Genomic DNA, 17,918 nt, shown 5'->3' with positions numbered 1-17,918 from the left:
TTATGCAAACCGAACGTATGACCATGGCCCAGGCGCTGGTCCGGTTCCTTAATCAACAGTACGTTAGCGTGGATGGCAACGAAACGCCCTTCGTGGAGGGCGTCGCCACCATCTTTGGACACGGCAACGTGCTGGGTATCGGCCAGGCGCTGGAGCAGGATCCCGGCCATCTGCAGGTGATGCAGGGCTGCAACGAGCAGGGCATCGCCCATATGGCGACGGGATTTGCCAAACAGCACCGTCGTCAGCGCATATTTGCCGTCACCTCCTCCGTCGGGCCGGGCGCCGCCAATATGGTCACGGCCGCGGCAACCGCCACGGCGAACCGCATCCCGCTGCTGCTGCTCCCGGGCGATATCTATGCCAGCCGCCAGCCGGACCCGGTGCTGCAGCAGATCGAGCAGTATCACGATCTCAGCATCAGCACCAACGACTGCTTCCGTCCGGTCTCCCGCTACTGGGACCGCATCTACCGTCCCGAGCAGCTGATGAGCGCAATGCTTAGCGCGATGCGAACGCTTACTGACCCGGCAGATACCGGTGCGGTGACGATTTGCCTGCCGCAGGACGTGCAGGGGGAAGCGTGGGATTACCCGCTAAGCTTCTTTGCGCGTCGCGTGCACCACATCGAGCGTCGTCCGCCCGATCCGCAGCGTCTGGCGCAGGCGCGGGCGCTGATCGCCCGCAAGCGTCGCCCTCTGGTGGTGTGCGGCGGCGGGGTGCGTTATTCCGGCGCGCATGAGGCGTTTCGCGACTTTGTCGAGACGCTGCAGCTGCCGTTTGCCGAAACTCAGGCCGGAAAGGGGGCGCTGGTAAGTGACCACCCACTTAACCTCGGTGGCGTAGGGGTGACGGGCGGAATGGCGGCCAACCAGCTCGCGCCGCAGGCTGACCTGGTGATTGGCATCGGCACGCGCCTGACCGACTTTACCACCGGCTCCAAGGCGCTCTTTTCCCATCCGGACGTCGAATTTCTGCTACTGAACGTGGCCGAGTTTGACGCTCTGAAGCTGGACGCTACGGCGCTGATTGCCGACGCTCAAACCGGACTCCAGGCATTGACCCACGCGCTCGGTGATTACCGCAGCGGCTGGGGAGAGGCGATCGCTGAGGCGAAATCCGCCTGGCGCGACGAGTGCCGTCGCCTGTGGGATCGCCAGTGGCGTCCGGACGACGCACCCGAAGTGGCGGGGCACCTGGATACGCAGCTGGCGGAGTACGGCAAGACGCTCAATACCCGCCTGACCCAGACGCGGGTGCTGGGGCTGATCAACCAGCATGTGGAAGATAACGCCATCGTGGTGGGCGCGGCCGGTTCGCTGCCGGGCGATTTACAGCGCCTCTGGCAGGTCAAAACGCCGGACAGCTATCACCTGGAGTACGGCTACTCCTGCATGGGTTACGAGATTGCGGCAGCCATCGGCGCGAAGCTTGCCCGACCCGAGCAGCCGGTATACGCCATGGTGGGGGATGGCTCCTACATGATGCTGCACTCCGAGCTGCAAACCGCGGTGCAGGAGGGCATTAAGGTCACCGTTCTGCTGTTTGATAATGCCAGCTTCGGCTGCATTAACAACCTGCAGATGGGGCACGGTATGGGCAGCTTTGGCACGGAAAACCGCCATCGCAACCCGGAAACCGGACGGCTTGACGGTCCGCTGGTGAAGGTCGATTTTGCGCAAAACGCGGAGAGCTACGGCTGCCGCGCGTGGCGGGTGCACGACGAGCAAAGCCTGCTGGCGGCGCTGGAGGCGTCACGCGCCCATCCGGGCCCGACGCTGCTGGACATCAAGGTGCTGCCGAAGACCATGACCCACGACTACGCCTCCTGGTGGCGAACCGGTGATGCGCAGGTGGCGGAATCGTCTGCCGTGCGTGAGGCCGCTGAGCAAACGCAGGCGCAGGTGAAAAAAGCCCGGCAGTATTGAGTTTTCTCTTCGTAACGAAATTTTCATTTCATTTTTGTTTTCCCCTCACCCTAACCCTCTCCCACAGGGAGAGGGGACGGATCGGTGCGGTTTTTTCTCCCTCGCCCCTTTGTAATGGCGAGGACATCCCTCCCGCCATGTTGTGAGATTGATAACAAAATTTATCTCATTCATCTCAAAAGTGTTAACCCGCACTCAAAAACATAATTTTCACTATTTATAAAAATGAAATAAATGTTTTATTTATAGGGTCGTTAGTTCACAGCATTCACCAACACCGGGAGCCGTTATGTTTAACATTGCTTTACTGGGCGCTGGCCGAATTGGCCAGGTACATGCAGCTAACATCGCCAGCCACGGCGCGACCACGCTCTGGTCCGTGGTTGACCCGAATCAGGAATTTGCCACCCGTCTCGCCACGCAGTATCAGGCCCGCCAGCAGAGCCTGGATGAAGCGATGACCGACCCTAACGTTCACGCCGTGCTGATCGCCTCCGCCACCGATACCCACGCGGACCTGATTGAAATGGCCGCCCGCCACGGCAAGGCCATCTTCTGCGAAAAGCCGGTCCACCTCGACCTCGCCCGCGTGCGCGACTGCCTGAAGGTGGTAAAAGAGTATGACGTGCCGCTGTTTATCGGCTTTAACCGCCGCTTTGATCCGCAGTTCCGCCGCGTGAAAACCGACGCGCAGGCCGGGTGCATCGGCAAACCGGAATCGTTGCTCATCATCTCCCGCGACCCGTCTCCGCCGCCTGCGGAGTACGTGCGCGTTTCCGGCGGCATGTTCCGCGATATGACCATTCACGACTTTGACATGGCCCGCTTCATCATGGGCGAAGAGCCGGTGTCGGTGTATGCCCAGGGCAGTAACCTGGTGGATCCGGCGATTGGCGAGGCGGGGGACATCGATACTGCGTTTATCGTCCTGAAATACGCTTCCGGCGCGATGGCGACCATCGTCAACAGCCGCCGCTCATCTTACGGCTACGACCAGCGCCTGGAGCTGCACGGCTCTGAAGGGCTGCTGTGCGCGGGCAACATTCTGGAAAACCAGGTGCAGCACTACGGCAAACAGGGCTGCACCAGCGCGCTGCCGGAACACTTCTTCCTGCAGCGCTACAAATCCGCTTACGCCGCGGAATGGGAACACTTTGTCGCGGTCCTGCGCGGCGAAGCGGTGCCTGACTGCAGCGGCGATGATGGTGAACGTGCGCTGTACCTCGCGGATAAAGCGCTGGAGTCACTGCGCAGCCAGCGCGAGATCGTCCTCTAAACACCACAACCCTACACAGAGAGACATAATAATGAAAAAACTGATCGTAGCCGCCCTCATCGCCATGACGTCCGGGGCCGCCCTCGCCGAAAACGAGCAAATCGTTTTCAGTACGCCAAACCTGGCCATGCCGTTTGAAGTTCACATGCAGCGCACGGCGGTGCAAGCCGCAAAAGAGATGGGCGTGAAGCTTCAGGTACTGGACGGGCAGGGCAGTTCGCCGAAGCAGGTGGCTGACCTGGAAAACGCCATCACCCGCGGCGCGCAGGGCTTTATCGTCTCCCCGAACGACGTGAACGCGGTCTCCAGCGCGGTGGATGAAATTCAGGATGCGAAGCTGCCGGTGGTCACCCTTGACCGCTCCGTCGACAGCCAGAAGAAGGTGCCGCACTTTGGCGCCAACAACTACAAGGGCGGCCAGGCGATTGGCGACTTCGTTAAAACCAAATTCCCCGACGGGGCGGAGATCATTCTGCTGACCGGCCAGCCGGGCTCCTCCTCCAACATCGAACGCACCAAAGGGATCCGCGACAGCCTGAAGGCGGGCGGGGATAAGTACAAGATTGTCGCCGATCAGACCGGCAACTGGATGCGTTCTGAAGGGATGCGCATCGTGGAAAGCGTGCTGCCCTCGCTGCCGAAACGCCCGCAGGTGATCCTCTCCGCTAACGACGACATGGCGCTGGGGGCGATCGAAGCGCTGCAGAGCCAGGGCGTGAAGCCGGGCGAAATTCTGGTCACAGGCTTTGACGCGGTACCGGAAGCGCTGGCCCGCGTGCGCGACGGCTGGCTGGCGGTGACGGCGGACCAGCGTCCGGGCTTTGCGGTGCAGACGGCGATGAGCCAGCTGGTGGCCAACGTGCGCGAGAAGAAAGCCATCACCGGGGCCGACTACCCGCCGACGCTGATCACTAAAGAGAACCTGCAGCAGGCTGAGCGTATCGGTGAGGCCGGTAACTGATTTATCCGCAGCCGCCGCTGGCGCGGCGGCTCACTCTAAAGGAGGAGCAGACCGATGTCGCAACCCTTACTGAAAGTGACCGACCTGGCAAAAAGCTTTTCCGGCGTCTGGGCGTTAAGCAGCGCCCAGCTGACCGTCGGCGCGGGCGAGATCCACGCCCTGCTGGGGGAAAACGGGGCGGGTAAATCCACGCTGCTGAAGGCGCTCGCGGGGGCGCAGCCGCAAACCCGCGGGGATATCTGGTTCAACGGCGAAACGCTGCCGGTGGACGACTCCCCGGTGGAGCGCCAGAACAAGGGCATTATCACCATCTATCAGGAATTTAATCTGCTGCCCAACATGACCGTCGCGGAAAACATGTTTCTCGGGCGCGAGCCGCGTAAACGCAACCTGATCGTCGACGAAAAGGCGGTTAATCAGGAAGCGCAGGTCATTCTCGACTATCTGCAGCTGAACGTTGCGCCGACCACGCCTGTCGCCCGTCTGAGCGTTGCCCAGCAGCAGATGGTGGAGATCGCCCGGGCGCTGACCCTCAACGCCAGGCTGATCATTATGGACGAACCGTCCGCCGCGCTGAGCGACAGCGAGGTGGAAAGCCTGCATCGCGTGGTGCGGGAGCTTAAAAACCGCGGCGTAAGCATTATTTACGTTACCCACCGTCTGCACGAAGTTTTCCAGCTCTGCGATCGCTTCACCGTTTTCCAGGACGGCCGCTTCACCGGCACCGGCGCGGTGGCGGAGACCAACGTCGAACAGCTGATCCGCCTGATGGTCGGTCGTGACGTGGCCTTTAACCGTCGTCCCGCCAGCGAAACGCATCATGAAGACAAACCCGTCCGCCTGGCGGTGAAGGGACTGAGCCGCGAAAAGCCGCCGCTGGATCCGCACGGCATCGCCCTGCACGACATCAGCTTCCACGTTCACGCCGGGGAGGTCTTAGGCATTGCCGGACTGGTGGGCGCAGGGCGCACCGAAGTGGCCCGCTGCCTGTTTGGCGCAGATGCCTTTACCTCGGGCAGCTTTGAACTGGACGGCGTGCCGTACCAGCCGCGCGACCCGCTTTATGCGCTCGATCAGGGCGTGGCGCTGGTGCCGGAAGACCGCAAAAAAGAGGGGGCGGTGCTGGGGCTGTCCATTCGCGACAACCTGTCGCTCTCCTGCCTCTCCTCGCTGCTGCAGTGGCGCTGGTTCGTGAACACCCGCAAAGAGGACGATCTGATCGAGTCCTACCGCAAGGCGCTGCAGATCAAAATGGTCAACAGCGCGCAGGAGGTGCGCAAGCTCTCCGGCGGTAACCAGCAAAAGGTGATCCTCGCGCGCTGCATGGCGCTCAACCCGCGGGTGCTGATCGTAGATGAGCCGACGCGCGGCATTGACGTGGGGACCAAATCAGAAGTGCACCAGGTGCTGTTTGACATGGCGAAAAAGGGCGTGGCGGTGATCGTGATCTCCTCCGATCTGCCTGAAGTGATGGCGGTGTCAGACCGGATCATCACCCTGAGCGAAGGGCGAGTGACCGGCGAGATCCACGGTGACGACGCTAACGAAGAACGGCTGATGACGATGATGGCCATCAACCACAACGCCCTGAACGCGGCATAACGGAGTTTCTCATGACGCAGATGATTTCTAAAACGCAGGCCCCGGTCAAACGCGCCGGACGCATCGATCCCATCGCCTTCTTCGAGCGCTTCGGGGTGCTGATTTTCATGATCCTGCTGCTGATCTTCTTCCAGTCGCAGAACAGTAATTTTTTCTCTGAACGCAATATTTTCAACATCCTGACCGAAGTCTCCATCTACGGGATCATGGCCGTGGGGATGACCTTTGTCATCCTGACCGCCGGGATTGACCTTTCCGTCGGCTCCATTCTGGCGGTCTGCGCCATGACCGCGGCGTACGTGATTAAGGGCGACAACTTCACCACCGTCGACCCGAACGCCTGGGGCGGCATGAGCTGGCTGATTGGTCTGGGGATTTGTCTGGCGATGGGCACGGCGATTGGCTTCCTGCACGGTCTGGGCGTAACACGCCTGCGCCTGCCGCCGTTCATCGTGACCCTCGGCGGGATGACCATCTGGCGCGGCCTGACGCTTGTGATCAACGACGGCGCGCCGATTGCCGGTTTCGATCAGGGCTACCGCTGGTGGGGGCGCGGGGAGCTGCTCGGCATCTCCATTCCGATCTGGATCTTCGCCATCGTCGCCCTCGGCGGCTATCTGGCGCTGCATAAAACCCGCTGGGGCCGCTTCGTCTACGCCATCGGCGGTAACCCGGAGGCGGCGCGCCTGGCGGGGGTGAACGTCAAGCGCGTGCTGGTCAGCGTCTATGTGCTGATCGGCTGTCTGGCGGGACTGGCGGGCTTCATCCTGAGCGCGCGTCTGGGGAGCGCCGAGGCGGTGGCCGGGATCTCCTTTGAGCTGCGCGTCATCGCCTCGGTGGTGATCGGCGGTACCTCGCTGATGGGCGGCTACGGGCGCATCGGCGGCACCATTATCGGCTCCATCATCATGGGGATTCTGATTAACGGCCTGGTGCTGATGAACGTCTCGGCCTACTACCAGCAAATTATCACCGGATTAATTATCGTTCTGGCGGTGGCGTTTGACACCTACGCCAAGAGCCGTCGCGGCGCACTGTGAGGATCACGATGAAAGAGGTTCGTATTGGATTAATTGGCACCGGGTATATCGGCAAGGCGCACGCTATCGCCTATGCCCAGGCCCCAACGGTGTTCAACCTGCGCGGCAGGCTGGTGCGCGAGATGGTGGCTGAAGTCACGCCGGAGCTGGCGGCAGAGCGCGCGCAGGCGTTTGGCTTCAACCGCTCCACCGGCGACTGGCGGGCGCTGGTGGCCGACCCGGCTATTGACGTGGTGGATATTTGCTCACCCAACCATCTGCATAAAGAGATGGCGCTGGAGGCGATCCGCCACGGCAAGCACGTCTACTCGGAGAAGCCGCTGGCGCTGAACGCCCACGACGCGCGGGAGATGGTTGACGCCGCGAAGCAGGCCGGGGTGAAAACGCTGGTGGGGTTCAACTACATGAAGAACCCGACGGCGCAGCTGGCGAAGGAGATTATCGCCCGCGGCGAGATAGGCGAGGTGATCCACTTCTACGGCACCCACAACGAAGACTATATGGCCGACCCGCTGTCGCCTATTCACTGGCACTGCTTTAAAGAGACCGCCGGGCTGGGGGCGCTGGGCGACCTCGCGGCGCACATCGTCAACATGGCTCAGTACCTGGTGGGGGATATCGAGCAGGTCTGCGGCGATCTGAAGATCGTGGTCCCGGAGCGCCCGGCGAAGGCCGGAGCGTCGGACATGATTGCCGTCGAAAACGAGGATCAGGCCCACGCAATGGTGCGCTTCGCGGGCGGGGCGCAGGGGGTGATTGAAACCTCCCGTGTCGCCTGCGGCCGCAAAATGGGGTTGTCATATGTGATAACCGGAACGAAAGGCGCTATCAGCTTCACCCAGGAGCGCATGGCGGAGCTGAAGCTCTATCTGCATGACGATCCGGTTAACCGTCAGGGGTTCCGCACGCTGCTCGTCGGCCCCGCTCACCCGGACTACGCCGCGTTCTGCATGGGCGCGGGCCACGGGATTGGCTTTAACGATCAAAAAACGGTGGAGGTGCGCGATCTGGTGGACGGGATTGCCGCCGACGCGCCGATGTGGCCGGACTTCGAAGAGGGCTGGAAGGTATCGCGCGTGCTGGATGCAATCGCGCTCTCGCACCGGGAAGGCCGCTGGCTGAACGTGAACGACATTGTCTGATGAGGTATCAACGTGGAAAAGCAGTTTGATGTGATATGCATGGGCCGCGTGGCGGTAGACCTCTACAGTCAGCAGATTGGTGCCCGTCTGGAGGATGTGTCGAGCTTCGCCAAATACCTCGGCGGCTCGTCCGGCAACGTGGCGTACGGCACCGCGCGCCAGGGCCTGCGCTCGTCGATGCTGGCGCGCGTCGGCGATGAACATATGGGCCGCTTCCTGCGCGAAGAGCTCAACCAGGTGGGCTGCGATACCAGCCATCTGATTACAGATAAAGACCGCCTCACGGCGCTGGTGCTACTCGGCATTAAAGACCGGGACACCTTTCCTCTGATTTTTTATCGCGATAACTGCGCGGATATGGCCATTACGGCCAGCGATGTGGACGAAAGCTACATTGCCTCCGCACGGTGTCTTGCCATCACCGGGACTCACCTTTCTCATCCTCAGACCCGCGAGGCGGTGCTGACGGCGCTGGGCTATGCCCGCCGTCACGGCGTCCGGACGGTGCTGGACATTGACTACCGTCCGGTGCTGTGGGGGCTCACCGCCTTAGGCGACGGCGAAACGCGCTTTATCGCCGCCGATAAGGTCACCCGCGAGCTGCAGGAGGTACTGCACCTCTTCGACGTCATTGTCGGCACCGAGGAGGAGTTTCACATTGCGGGCGGCAGCACGGATACCCTGCAGGCGCTGGGGCAGGTGCGTGCAGTCAGTGACGCAGCGCTGGTCTGCAAACGCGGCGCGCTCGGCTGCTCGGTCTATACCGACGCCATTCCGTCCCGGCTGGACGACGGCCTGACGGTGACCGGCGTGCGCGTGGAGGTGCTGAACGTCCTCGGCGCGGGGGACGCGTTTATGTCCGGCCTGCTGCGCGGCTATCTGAACGACGAGGGCTGGGAGCAGGCGTGCCGCTACGCCAACGCCTGCGGCGCGCTGGTGGTCTCGCGCCACGGCTGCGCCCCGGCGATGCCGAGCAAAATCGAGCTGGATGACTATCTTTCGCGCGCTGCAGATGTGCCGCGCCCGGATCTCGACCCGCGTCTTAACCATCTCCACCGGGTGACCACCCGACGCCGCGAGTGGCCGGAGCTGTGCGTGATGGCCTTCGACCACCGCAGCCAGCTTGAGGATATGGCGATGCAGTGCGGCGCGTCGCTTAAGCGCATTCCGGCGCTGAAGCAGCTGATCCTGCAGGCCAGCCGCGAGGCTGCGAGCCGCGCCGGGCTGGAGGGCAAAGCCGGTCTGCTGTGCGACGGCACCTTTGGTCAGGACGCGCTGAACGCCATTACCGGCGAAGGGTGGTGGATTGGCCGCCCCATTGAGCTGCCGGGCTCGCGTCCGCTGGAGATGGAGCATGGCAACATCGGCACCCAGCTCATCAGCTGGCCGCAGGAGCACGTGGTGAAATGCCTGGTCTTTTTCCATCCGGAAGACGCCCACGGCCTGCGCCTGGAGCAGGAGCAGAAAATTGCCGAGGTGTACCACGCCTGCTGCCGGTCCGGGCACGAGCTGCTGCTGGAGGTGATCCTGCCCGCGACCATGCCGCGCAGCGACGAGCTCTACCTGCGCGCTATCTCCCGCTTCTACAACCTCGGCATTTACCCGGACTGGTGGAAGCTGCCGCCGCTCTCCGCCGACGGCTGGACGGCGCTGAGCGAGATTATCGAACGCCGGGACCCGCACTGCCGCGGAGTGGTGATCCTCGGCCTGGACGCCCCGGCGGAACAGCTGCGCGCTGACTTTAAAGCCGCAGCGGGTCAGACGCTGGTGAAAGGCTTCGCCGTAGGGCGCACGCTGTTTGGCGATGCCTCCCGCGCGTGGCTGAAACACGATATTGACGATGCGCAGCTGGTGGCGCGCATCAGGGACAACTACCTGCAGCTTATCGCCTGGTGGCGCGAGCGCGGACACGCATAATGGAGAAGACAATGAGTGTACAACTGGGCATTAACCCGCTGACGTGGACGAACGACGATCTGCCTTCTCTGGGCGCAGAGACGTCGCTGGAGACCTGCCTGAGTGAAGGTAAAGAGGCCGGTTTCGCCGGCTTCGAGCTGGGCAATAAGTTCCCGCGCGAAGCGCGCCTGCTCGGCCCCATCCTGCAGCGCCACGACCTGCAGCTGGTCTCCGGCTGGTATTCCGGCCGCCTGCTGGAGCGCAGCGTGGAGGAGGAGATCGCCGCCGTGCAGTCCCACCTGGCGCTGCTGCGCGAGCTGGGGGCGAAGGTGCTGGTCTTTGCGGAAGTGAGCGGCTGCATTCACGGCGAGCAGCAGACCCCGGTGCATCTGCGCCCGCGCTTCCCGCAGTCACGCTGGAAGGAGTACGGTGAGAAGCTTACCGAATTTGCCCGCTACACCCAGCAGCAGGGCGTGCAGATTGCCTATCATCACCATATGGGCACGGTGATTGAGTCCGCCGACGACGTGGACAACCTGATGACCCACACCGGCGACGCGGTGGGGCTATTACTCGATACCGGCCATCTGACCTTTGCCGGGGCCGATCCGCTGGCGGTGGCGCAGCGCTGGGCGTCGCGTATCAACCACGTTCACTGCAAAGACGTGCGTGCCGACGTGCTGGCGGACGTGAAAAACCGTAAAACCAGCTTCCTTGATGCGGTACTGAGCGGCGTGTTTACGGTGCCGGGCGATGGCTGCGTGGATTATCCGCCGATTATGCAGCTGCTGAAGGCGCAGGACTATCACGGCTGGCTGGTGGTCGAGGCGGAGCAGGATCCGGCCATTGCCCATCCGCTTACCTACGCCCGTCTGGGGTACAACAACCTGAGCCGCCTGGCGCGCGACGCCGGGCTTATCTGAGGAGGCGACATGTCACGTTTGCTATCACGCTGGCAACAGCCGAACGCGGAGGGACGCACCCAGTCCGTCACGCCGGAAAGCGCAGGGTGGGGATATGTCGGCTTTGAGGCGTATGAGCTGCAGGAGGGGCAGACGCTGACGCTGCCCGCCGTCAGCGAAGAGCGCTGTCTGGTGCTGGTCGCCGGACGCGCCTCCATCAGCACGCCCTCCGCGCAGTTTACCGACATTGGCGGGCGAATGAGCCCGTTCGAGCGCATCAAGCCGTGGGTGGTGTACGTCACCCCGCAGGAGACGGTGCAGGTGAAGGCGCTGACGAAGCTTGAGCTGGCGGTCTGCGCCGCGCCTGGCAAGGGCACGTATCCGACGCGGCTGATTGCGCCGCAGGATATCGACGGTGAAGCGCGCGGCAAAGGTCACAACCAGCGCTATGTGCACAACATTTTGCCGGAAGACAGGCCCGCCGATAGCCTGCTGGTGGTGGAGGTCTGGACTAACGAGGGCTGCACCAGCTCGTACCCGAGCCACAAGCATGACACGGATAACCCGCCGCAGGAAACCTATCTGGAGGAGACCTACTACCATCGCCTCAACCCGGAGCAGGGGTTCTGCATGCAGCGCGTCTACACCGACGACAGAACGCTGGATGAGTGTATGGCGGTCTATAACCGTGACGTGGTGATGGTGCCGAAGGGCTACCACCCGGTGGCGACGATGGCCGGGTATGACAGCTACTACCTCAACGTGATGGCCGGGCCGGTGCGCAAATGGATGTTCACCTGGGAGGAGGACCACGCGTGGATTAATCGCGATTATCCCGGGGATAGCGGGCACTGAGGCTATTTTTGCCGGGTGGCGCTGCGCTTACCCGGCCTACAATTTACAAAATATTATTTTGCTTCAATCGCCTGCTCAATCGTCCGGGCAACGATCTGCGGCTGGCTGACCATAGACACGTGGCTTGCCGCCACCTCTGTGGTTTTCGCGTGGATCGTCTTCACCATCGCCCGTTCAAGATCGGGGTTGATCATTCGGTCATTCTTGCTAACCACATACCAGCTCGGTTTGTCATGCCACGCCGCGTGGACGACTTTTTCACCAAACGCCTCAGCCTTAATTGGCCCCTGCGTGGCTGCAATCGTATCTTGAATGGCTGGCTTGACGTCAGGCGCGAAATCCTTCCTGACGGCTTCCGTCGGCAGGTATAAATAGCCGTCCGCCGTTTTGGCAATGCCCGCGCTACCCGGCGGCGCAGGGTAGCTTCCTGCCAGATCCGCCGTCGACTGGCCGGAATCCGGGGCGAACGCCGCCACGTACACCAGCGATTTTACCCGCGCATCGTTTCCCGCCTCGCTAATCACGGTGCCGCCCCAGGAGTGGCCCACCAGCACTACGTCACCCTGGGCACGGGCGATGGCCCGCTTTGTGGCGGCAACGTCATCGTTGAGCGACGTGAGCGGCAGCTGAACGGCAATGACCTCGGCGTGCTGTTTCTGCAACAGGGTAATCACCTTATTCCAGCTGCTGCCGTCGGCAAACGCGCCGTGAACCAGCACGACGCTTGTTTTACCCTGTGCAAAGGCGCTTGCGGAGAGCGCCAGCAGGCCTGCCGTTAGTACAGTCAGTGCTTTCATCTTGAGACTCCTTAAAAATGGTGGACCGCCGCGTGGGGCGGTACGGTGAATTCAATGGTTTTGTGGTCGAGCGGCTTGTGCGTCGGGTCGGCCAGAATAATCGTCACCTTGTGTTTCCCTGCGGGCAGCCCCACCAGAATTACCGGCTCTCCGCTGGCGTCAGCCCAGTGCCAGGGCGCGTCATCCACCACCACGTGAATGTGTCCGACGCGCGGGGTGACCTTGAGCGCTTCAGGTCCGAATACCGGCTCGATGCGCAGGTTTTCGGCACGGTACTGTATAAACACCGCGCCTTTGCTCAGCGGCCCGGCAAGCGGGGGATCGACGATCAGCTTTGCTGGCGGCTGCGGCTGCGCCAGCGGGGCAACGGCGGCGGGGCCGTTAACGTCCCCGGCGCTCAGGTTGTCCAGCGGCGTGGCCTGGGCATGGGCTACAGATGCCAGGACAAGCAGGGTGATAAGTGCATAACGACGGGTCATCGGTCTCTCTCCTCATCGGTTCTGAATGGCGACAGGGAAAGAAAACCATTTTTATGTATCGGAGATATTTGCCGGAGGCGGCGTTTTGTACCCGTTTGTCAGCGTGGCGCTCTGGATACAGTGCGATACAGTTTGCTTCCCGGGACAGCGCACGATCGCTATCGCCAGCCCGGCAATCACCAGCGTCAGCCCCGTCGACACCCCCATTGCGCCAGCGATCCCCAGCGTTTTGTTCAGCCACGCATAGGCAAACGGTGAGGCTGCGGCCATCAGCTGGCCGGGGATAAGCAGCATGCCCGTACGGCGGGCATAGCTTTCGGTGCTAAACAGTTCCAGCGGCAGCGTGGCTTTCACGATGGTGACCAACCCGTTGATGGCACCGTAACCCAGCACAAACCCGGCTGCGCACCAGACAAACTGGGAACTGCTTAGCCCAACCAGAAAGCAGAGCGGCATGGCGAGCGCGGTAAAAAGCGTGAGTTTGAAGGGGGTTAAGCGGGCGCCCGCCAGCACTTCCAGCGAGCGAGCACCCGTCTGGCCGATCCCCCACAGCATGCCGATGGCGACAGGCAGACCGAAGTGGGCAATAAACTCCGGCAGATGGGTGGACGTGCCGTTCGAAACAAAGGTAATGAGGGTAATGAAGATGGCATAAAGCCAGCCGTTACGCCGCTCGTTGCTCAAAGGCGGCGAGGTGAGCTTTGTCGTAATCGTTCGCCGCTGACGGGGAAGCGTTCTTATCAGCGCCGCGCTCAGCAGGCCGAGCAGAGCATAGACGCGCAGCGCGTCCTGCCAGCGCATAACCTGAAGCAGAGCATCGCCCAGCGGCCAGAAGACGGCGGAGGCCAGTCCGCCCGCCAGCGTGACGCGTGAGATTGTTCTGCGCGCCTGCTGCCCGTAGAGGTTCACCAGCGCGGCGAACAGCGCATCGTAAAGCGACAGGCGCATGCCTGTGCCGGCGACCAGCCAGGCACAGTACCAGCCAAAAAGCGTCTGGGTATACGCCATCCCTGCGCAGCTTGCGGCGATCAGCAACGTTCCGCTCATCACCACCGTCTGACCGCCAAAGCATGCCAGCAGGCGGGCTATAAAAGGGGATACCGCCGCCATCACCAGCATCGCCAGCGTCAGGCCGAGGTAAATCTGCGGTGAAGACCATCCACGGTCGGCTGAAATGGCCAGCGCAAAGGTGCCCGGCATATAAAACGAGATCCCCCAGTTGATGAGTTGATTACATCCGGCTGTGAGGGCGAGGCGGCGTGGCAGGGCAGGTGTTTCCATTATTTTTCATTCCGCTATGCAGTTGTCCTGAGCATAACGGGCGCGGTATTGTGCTGGCAGGGCTGCAACCTTATGCGCGGTATAAGAGAAACTTTGAATGACGACGCTTAATCTGGGCTATCTCGCCACCTTCCGTCTGGTGATCCAGCGCGGCAGCTTTTCAGCAGCAGCGGATGTGCTGGGTATCTCCCAGCCCGCCGTCAGCCTGCAAATACGCCAGCTGGAGCAGTTTCTGCAAACGCGGCTGGTGGAGCGTACCGGGCGAGGGATAAAGGCGACGGCAGCCGGAGAGGCATTGCTGGCGCATGGGGAGCGTATTCAGCAGGTGGTGGATGACGCCATTCGGTCGGTGAGCGCATTCAGCCACGATGTGAGCGGCACTATTACGCTTGGCACGGGGGCAACGGCCTGCATTCATTTTCTGCCACCTCTGCTGGAGCAGCTACGACGCGACTATCCGCTCCTGAACGTGGGGGTGACGACGGGCAACACCCGCGATATCGTCAGGGCCATCGAAGAGAACCGTCTCGATATGGGGCTGGTCACGCTGCCGGTGAGTGGCAAGGCGTTGGACGTCATGCCGGTGATGGACGAAGAGTTTGTTTTTATCGCCTCGCCGGAGCTGAAGGATGTTTTCAGAGACTTTACCCCGGATGCGCTGCACGCTCAGCCGCTGATTGCCTTTGAATCAGGTAGCGGAACCCGGACGCTGATCGATGGCTGGTTTGCGGCTAATGGATTAGCGATCGCACCGGTGATGCAGCTTGGCAGCATCGAGGCGATCAAACGCATGGTTCGCGCGGGGCTGGGCTACAGCATCGTGCCTCGAATGGCGGTAGAACAGGATGACGATCGCGAAGGGCTATGCGTGATGTCGCTTACGCCCATGCTGCAGCGGCAGCTGGCGGTGGTGATGCGACAGGATAAAATCCTCAGCAAAGGGATAGCGGCCATTATTCGGCTCGTGCTAGCGGTTTAGCGGTCAGCGGTGTCGACGGTGAGGCTGGATTGCTGCGACTGGGTTTTGTCCTGATGGTGGTACCAGGCGCCAATCGAGGAGTAAACGAAGCGGCCAAAGAAAAACAGAAAGCTGATGAGCAGTATGATGCGGGTCATTCGGGTGTTAAATCGATGTCGTTTGCGCATACGCGTGACCTGACTCACTCTGTTTATCCTGGGTAAGCCCTTTTGGGCGATAAGGATATTAAGGCACAGCGGGAAGATGGGGTCAATTCTGCAGTGTGTAAATAACCGTCAATGTATACATTTATTAATGTTATTGAATTTAATTAATGCATTTACCATATTGATAATATGAAGAAAATTATTTCAAAAAAAACGCCACAAAGAGTAATTTGCGTAAAGTAGTTTGATTTAAGTCAACGGATTCCCGGCCCTTATATTTAAAATCCTTCCTCCACACAGTTCGCCCCGCACGCCGCCGGGCGGCGCGTACGTCAGGTTGGATGCCTGTCTTTATTTTCCCTCTGGAGCGAAAGGGGTTTAACCGGGCATCTATGAACATTCTCGCTTTCCTGAAAAAAAATGAAAACCGCTGGTGGGCATTGCCGCTTATTTTGCCTGTGGTTTTACTTCCCGTGCTGAGCATCGCGAATACCTTCACGCAGCTGGGAGACGGCATTGCGGCACTCTATTATTTACCCCTCTCATTTTTGCTTTCGCTGATGATGTTCTTTGGGCTGGAAGCGCTGCCCGGGATCGTATTGTCGCTGTTTATCCGCTATTACCCCTCGGTCGGCATGTTCGAAACGGTCGCTGGTATGCTCCATTTTGTCGTCCCTTTAGTGCTGAGCTGGGGCGGCTACCGGGTGTTTGCGCCCAGACGGAATATGACCGCATACGGCGACATCCGGCTGATGGCGCAGCGCATCTTCTGGCAGGTCTTCTACCCCGCGACGCTATTTCTGGTGCTGTTTCAGTTTGCGGTGTATTTAGGCGTGTATGAGAGCCGGCAGAGCCTTGCGGGATTAAACCCTCTTAATATTCGCACGCTCATCAACTATCAGACGCTGCTGGTCAGCGGGCTGACGGGCGTGCCGCTGAGCTATCTGCTGATCCGCCTGATTCGCCATCCGCGCTATCTCAAAAGCCTTTTCTCGCAGATCCGTTCCCAGATAGATAAAAAGGTGACGGTCATTGAGTTTCTGATGTGGGCGATTGCGCTAGGCGGGCTGCTTACGCTGCTGCTGCTCCCGATGAATGAAAACAGCTCCATTTTCACCACGAACTACACCCTGTCGCTGCTCATGCCGGTGATGCTCTGGGGCGCGATGCGTTTTGGCTATAAGCTGATTTCGCTTATCTGGACGCCGATACTGCTGGTATCTATTCACTATTTTTACCGCTATATCCCGGTGAACCCGGGGTATGACATTCAGCTGGCGATCACCTCTTCCAGTTACCTGGTCTTCTCGTTCGTGGTGATTTATATGTCGATGCTCGCAACCCGGCAGCGCGCGGTGAACAAACGCTCGCGCAGGCTGGCGCTGCTCGATCCGGTCGTCCATATGCCTAACCTGCGGGCGCTGTCGCGCGATCTGGCGAAAAACCCGTGGTCGGCGCTCTGCCTGCTGCGTATTCCGGAGCTGGAAATTCTGGGCCGAAATTACGGCGTGTTGCTGCGGATTCAGTACAAGCAGCAGCTGGCGCAGTGGGTGAACGGTACTCTCCAGCCCAGCGAGCAGGTGTACCACCTGACCGGGTGCGACATGGCGGTACGCCTCAACGCGGAATCGCACCAGCAGCGGATTGAAACCCTGGACGAGCATATCAAACAGTTCCGCTTTGTCTGGGACGGCATGCCGCTTCAGCCTCAGGTGGGAGTGAGCTATTGCTATGTCCGGTCCCCGGTTAACCATCTGTATCTGGTGCTGGGTGAACTGGGCGTGGTTGCCGACCTGTCGCTCGCCTCCAACCATCCGGAAAATCTTCAGCAGCGTGGGGCCGTCCATTTGCAGCGTAACCTGAAGGATAAAGTTGCGATGATGAGCCGCCTGCAAAAGGCGCTTGATAACGACGAATTCACCCTGCTGGTTCAACCCGTTCGCGGCCTGCGTGGCGATTGCTATCACGAAGTCCTGCTCCGGATGCCGGATGCCAACGGGCTATTGATCTCTCCCGATCGGTTCCTGCCCGTCGCGCAGGAGTTTGGCCTCTCCTCGCGGGTGGATTTATGGGTGCTGGAGTATACTCTGCGCTTCCTGGCCGCGCATCGCGAAAGGCTGCCCGGCCAGCGTTTCGCCATTAATCTGGCCCCCTCAACCGTATGTCGGGTGCAGTTTCCGCTTGAGGTCAGTCGCCTGCTGGCGAAATACACCATTGAGCCGTGGCAGCTGATTTTTGAAGTGACGGAGTGCAGCACCTTTTGCAATGCGGAGCAGGCTCTACACATCCTCCGGCAGCTGCAGAAAATGGGGGTACGTATTGCGATTGATGATTTTGGCACCGGCTATGCGAGCTATGCGCGGCTGAAAAGCGTGGATGCGGATATTCTCAAGATCGACGGCAGCTTTATCCGCAATATCGTCAACAACAGCCTGGATTATCAGATTGTGGCGTCTATCTGCCATCTGGCGCGCATGAAGAAGATGCTGGTGGTGGCGGAGTACGTCGAGACCGAAGAGATACGTAGCGCGGTTCACGCGCTAGGCATCGATTATGTGCAGGGCTATCTGATTGGCAGACCGGCGCCGCTTGAGTCGCTGCTGGAAGCTGAGGCGTCCTGCGCGGACGCCTGAA

The 17,918-nt window shown here is 60.8% G+C and carries 15 protein-coding genes; 11 read left to right on the top strand and 4 right to left on the bottom strand.

All coding sequences use genetic code 11. The annotated features are described in order from the left end of the window. Window positions 1-2: 2 nt before the first annotated feature. The 9 genes from iolD to iolB all read left to right on the top strand — a co-directional run bounded on the left by iolD (window position 3) and on the right by iolB (window position 11,602). Entirely contained in the window at window positions 3-1,928 is a 1,926-nt protein-coding gene (gene iolD / locus ELK40_RS16790) for a 3D-(3,5/4)-trihydroxycyclohexane-1,2-dione acylhydrolase (decyclizing) (protein ID WP_127731938.1), read from the top strand. A 289-nt stretch (window positions 1,929-2,217) separates the two neighbouring features. Next, on the top strand, window positions 2,218-3,204 hold the full coding sequence (iolG, locus tag ELK40_RS16785; protein WP_127731936.1) for an inositol 2-dehydrogenase: 987 nt from the start codon (window positions 2,218-2,220) through the stop codon (window positions 3,202-3,204). A gap of 31 nt (window positions 3,205-3,235) precedes the next feature. After that, window positions 3,236-4,165, top strand: a complete 930-nt coding sequence (locus tag ELK40_RS16780) for a sugar ABC transporter substrate-binding protein (RefSeq protein ID WP_127731935.1) — start codon at window positions 3,236-3,238, stop codon at window positions 4,163-4,165. A gap of 54 nt (window positions 4,166-4,219) precedes the next feature. Then, window positions 4,220-5,767: a sugar ABC transporter ATP-binding protein gene (locus ELK40_RS16775; RefSeq protein ID WP_025912800.1), complete on the top strand. Its 1,548-nt coding sequence runs from the start codon at window positions 4,220-4,222 to the stop codon at window positions 5,765-5,767. An 11-nt stretch (window positions 5,768-5,778) separates the two neighbouring features. Beyond that, window positions 5,779-6,807, top strand: a complete 1,029-nt coding sequence (locus ELK40_RS16770) for an ABC transporter permease (protein ID WP_008502116.1) — start codon at window positions 5,779-5,781, stop codon at window positions 6,805-6,807. An 8-nt stretch (window positions 6,808-6,815) separates the two neighbouring features. After that, complete coding sequence (locus tag ELK40_RS16765) at window positions 6,816-7,949, top strand: Gfo/Idh/MocA family oxidoreductase (protein WP_127731933.1); 1,134 nt, start codon at window positions 6,816-6,818, stop codon at window positions 7,947-7,949. 12 nt (window positions 7,950-7,961) lie between these two features. Next, window positions 7,962-9,866 carry a 5-dehydro-2-deoxygluconokinase gene (gene iolC / locus ELK40_RS16760; protein WP_127731931.1) on the top strand — a complete coding sequence of 635 codons (1,905 nt, stop codon included), beginning with the start codon at window positions 7,962-7,964 and terminating at the stop codon, window positions 9,864-9,866. A gap of 11 nt (window positions 9,867-9,877) precedes the next feature. Beyond that, window positions 9,878-10,768, top strand: a complete 891-nt coding sequence (gene iolE / locus ELK40_RS16755) for a myo-inosose-2 dehydratase (protein ID WP_127731929.1) — start codon at window positions 9,878-9,880, stop codon at window positions 10,766-10,768. 9 nt (window positions 10,769-10,777) lie between these two features. After that, window positions 10,778-11,602 carry a 5-deoxy-glucuronate isomerase gene (gene iolB / locus ELK40_RS16750; protein WP_127731927.1) on the top strand — a complete coding sequence of 275 codons (825 nt, stop codon included), beginning with the start codon at window positions 10,778-10,780 and terminating at the stop codon, window positions 11,600-11,602. Between the two features lie 53 nt (window positions 11,603-11,655). Here the strand turns inward: iolB and ELK40_RS16745 are convergent, their stop codons facing one another. From ELK40_RS16745 to ELK40_RS16735, 3 genes are read right to left on the bottom strand one after another with little or no spacing between them, the layout of a single operon-like run. Continuing rightward, entirely contained in the window at window positions 11,656-12,399 is a 744-nt protein-coding gene (locus ELK40_RS16745) for an alpha/beta hydrolase (protein ID WP_127731925.1), read from the bottom strand. 11 nt (window positions 12,400-12,410) lie between these two features. Next, window positions 12,411-12,878 (bottom strand): DUF6130 family protein, encoded by a 468-nt coding sequence (locus tag ELK40_RS16740; RefSeq protein ID WP_127731923.1) that lies wholly within the window; start codon window positions 12,876-12,878, stop codon window positions 12,411-12,413. A 51-nt stretch (window positions 12,879-12,929) separates the two neighbouring features. Then, window positions 12,930-14,159 (bottom strand): MFS transporter, encoded by a 1,230-nt coding sequence (locus ELK40_RS16735; RefSeq protein WP_127731921.1) that lies wholly within the window; start codon window positions 14,157-14,159, stop codon window positions 12,930-12,932. A 97-nt stretch (window positions 14,160-14,256) separates the two neighbouring features. Here ELK40_RS16735 and ELK40_RS16730 point away from each other — a divergent pair, with 97 nt between their 5' ends. After that, window positions 14,257-15,138 (top strand): LysR family transcriptional regulator, encoded by an 882-nt coding sequence (locus ELK40_RS16730; RefSeq protein WP_127731919.1) that lies wholly within the window; start codon window positions 14,257-14,259, stop codon window positions 15,136-15,138. On the opposite strand, the gene ELK40_RS16725 is transcribed toward ELK40_RS16730, so the two are convergent. Further along, a complete protein-coding gene (locus tag ELK40_RS16725; protein WP_021241815.1) occupies window positions 15,135-15,323 on the bottom strand; it encodes a YfgG family protein in 189 nt (62 codons plus the stop codon). The genes ELK40_RS16730 and ELK40_RS16725 overlap by 4 nt on opposite strands. Before the next feature lie 353 nt (window positions 15,324-15,676). On the opposite strand from ELK40_RS16725, the gene ELK40_RS16720 reads away from it, so the two are divergent. Continuing rightward, window positions 15,677-17,917, top strand: coding sequence for an EAL domain-containing protein (locus ELK40_RS16720; RefSeq protein WP_127731917.1), 2,241 nt, complete (start codon window positions 15,677-15,679; stop codon window positions 17,915-17,917). Window position 17,918 lies beyond the last annotated feature (1 nt).

The sequence above is a fragment of the Enterobacter sp. N18-03635 genome, from assembly GCF_004006055.1.
GTDB lineage: Bacteria > Pseudomonadota > Gammaproteobacteria > Enterobacterales > Enterobacteriaceae > Enterobacter > Enterobacter vonholyi.
Note: the sequence above shows the minus strand (reverse complement) of the source record. Positions and strands in the feature narration are given on the sequence as shown.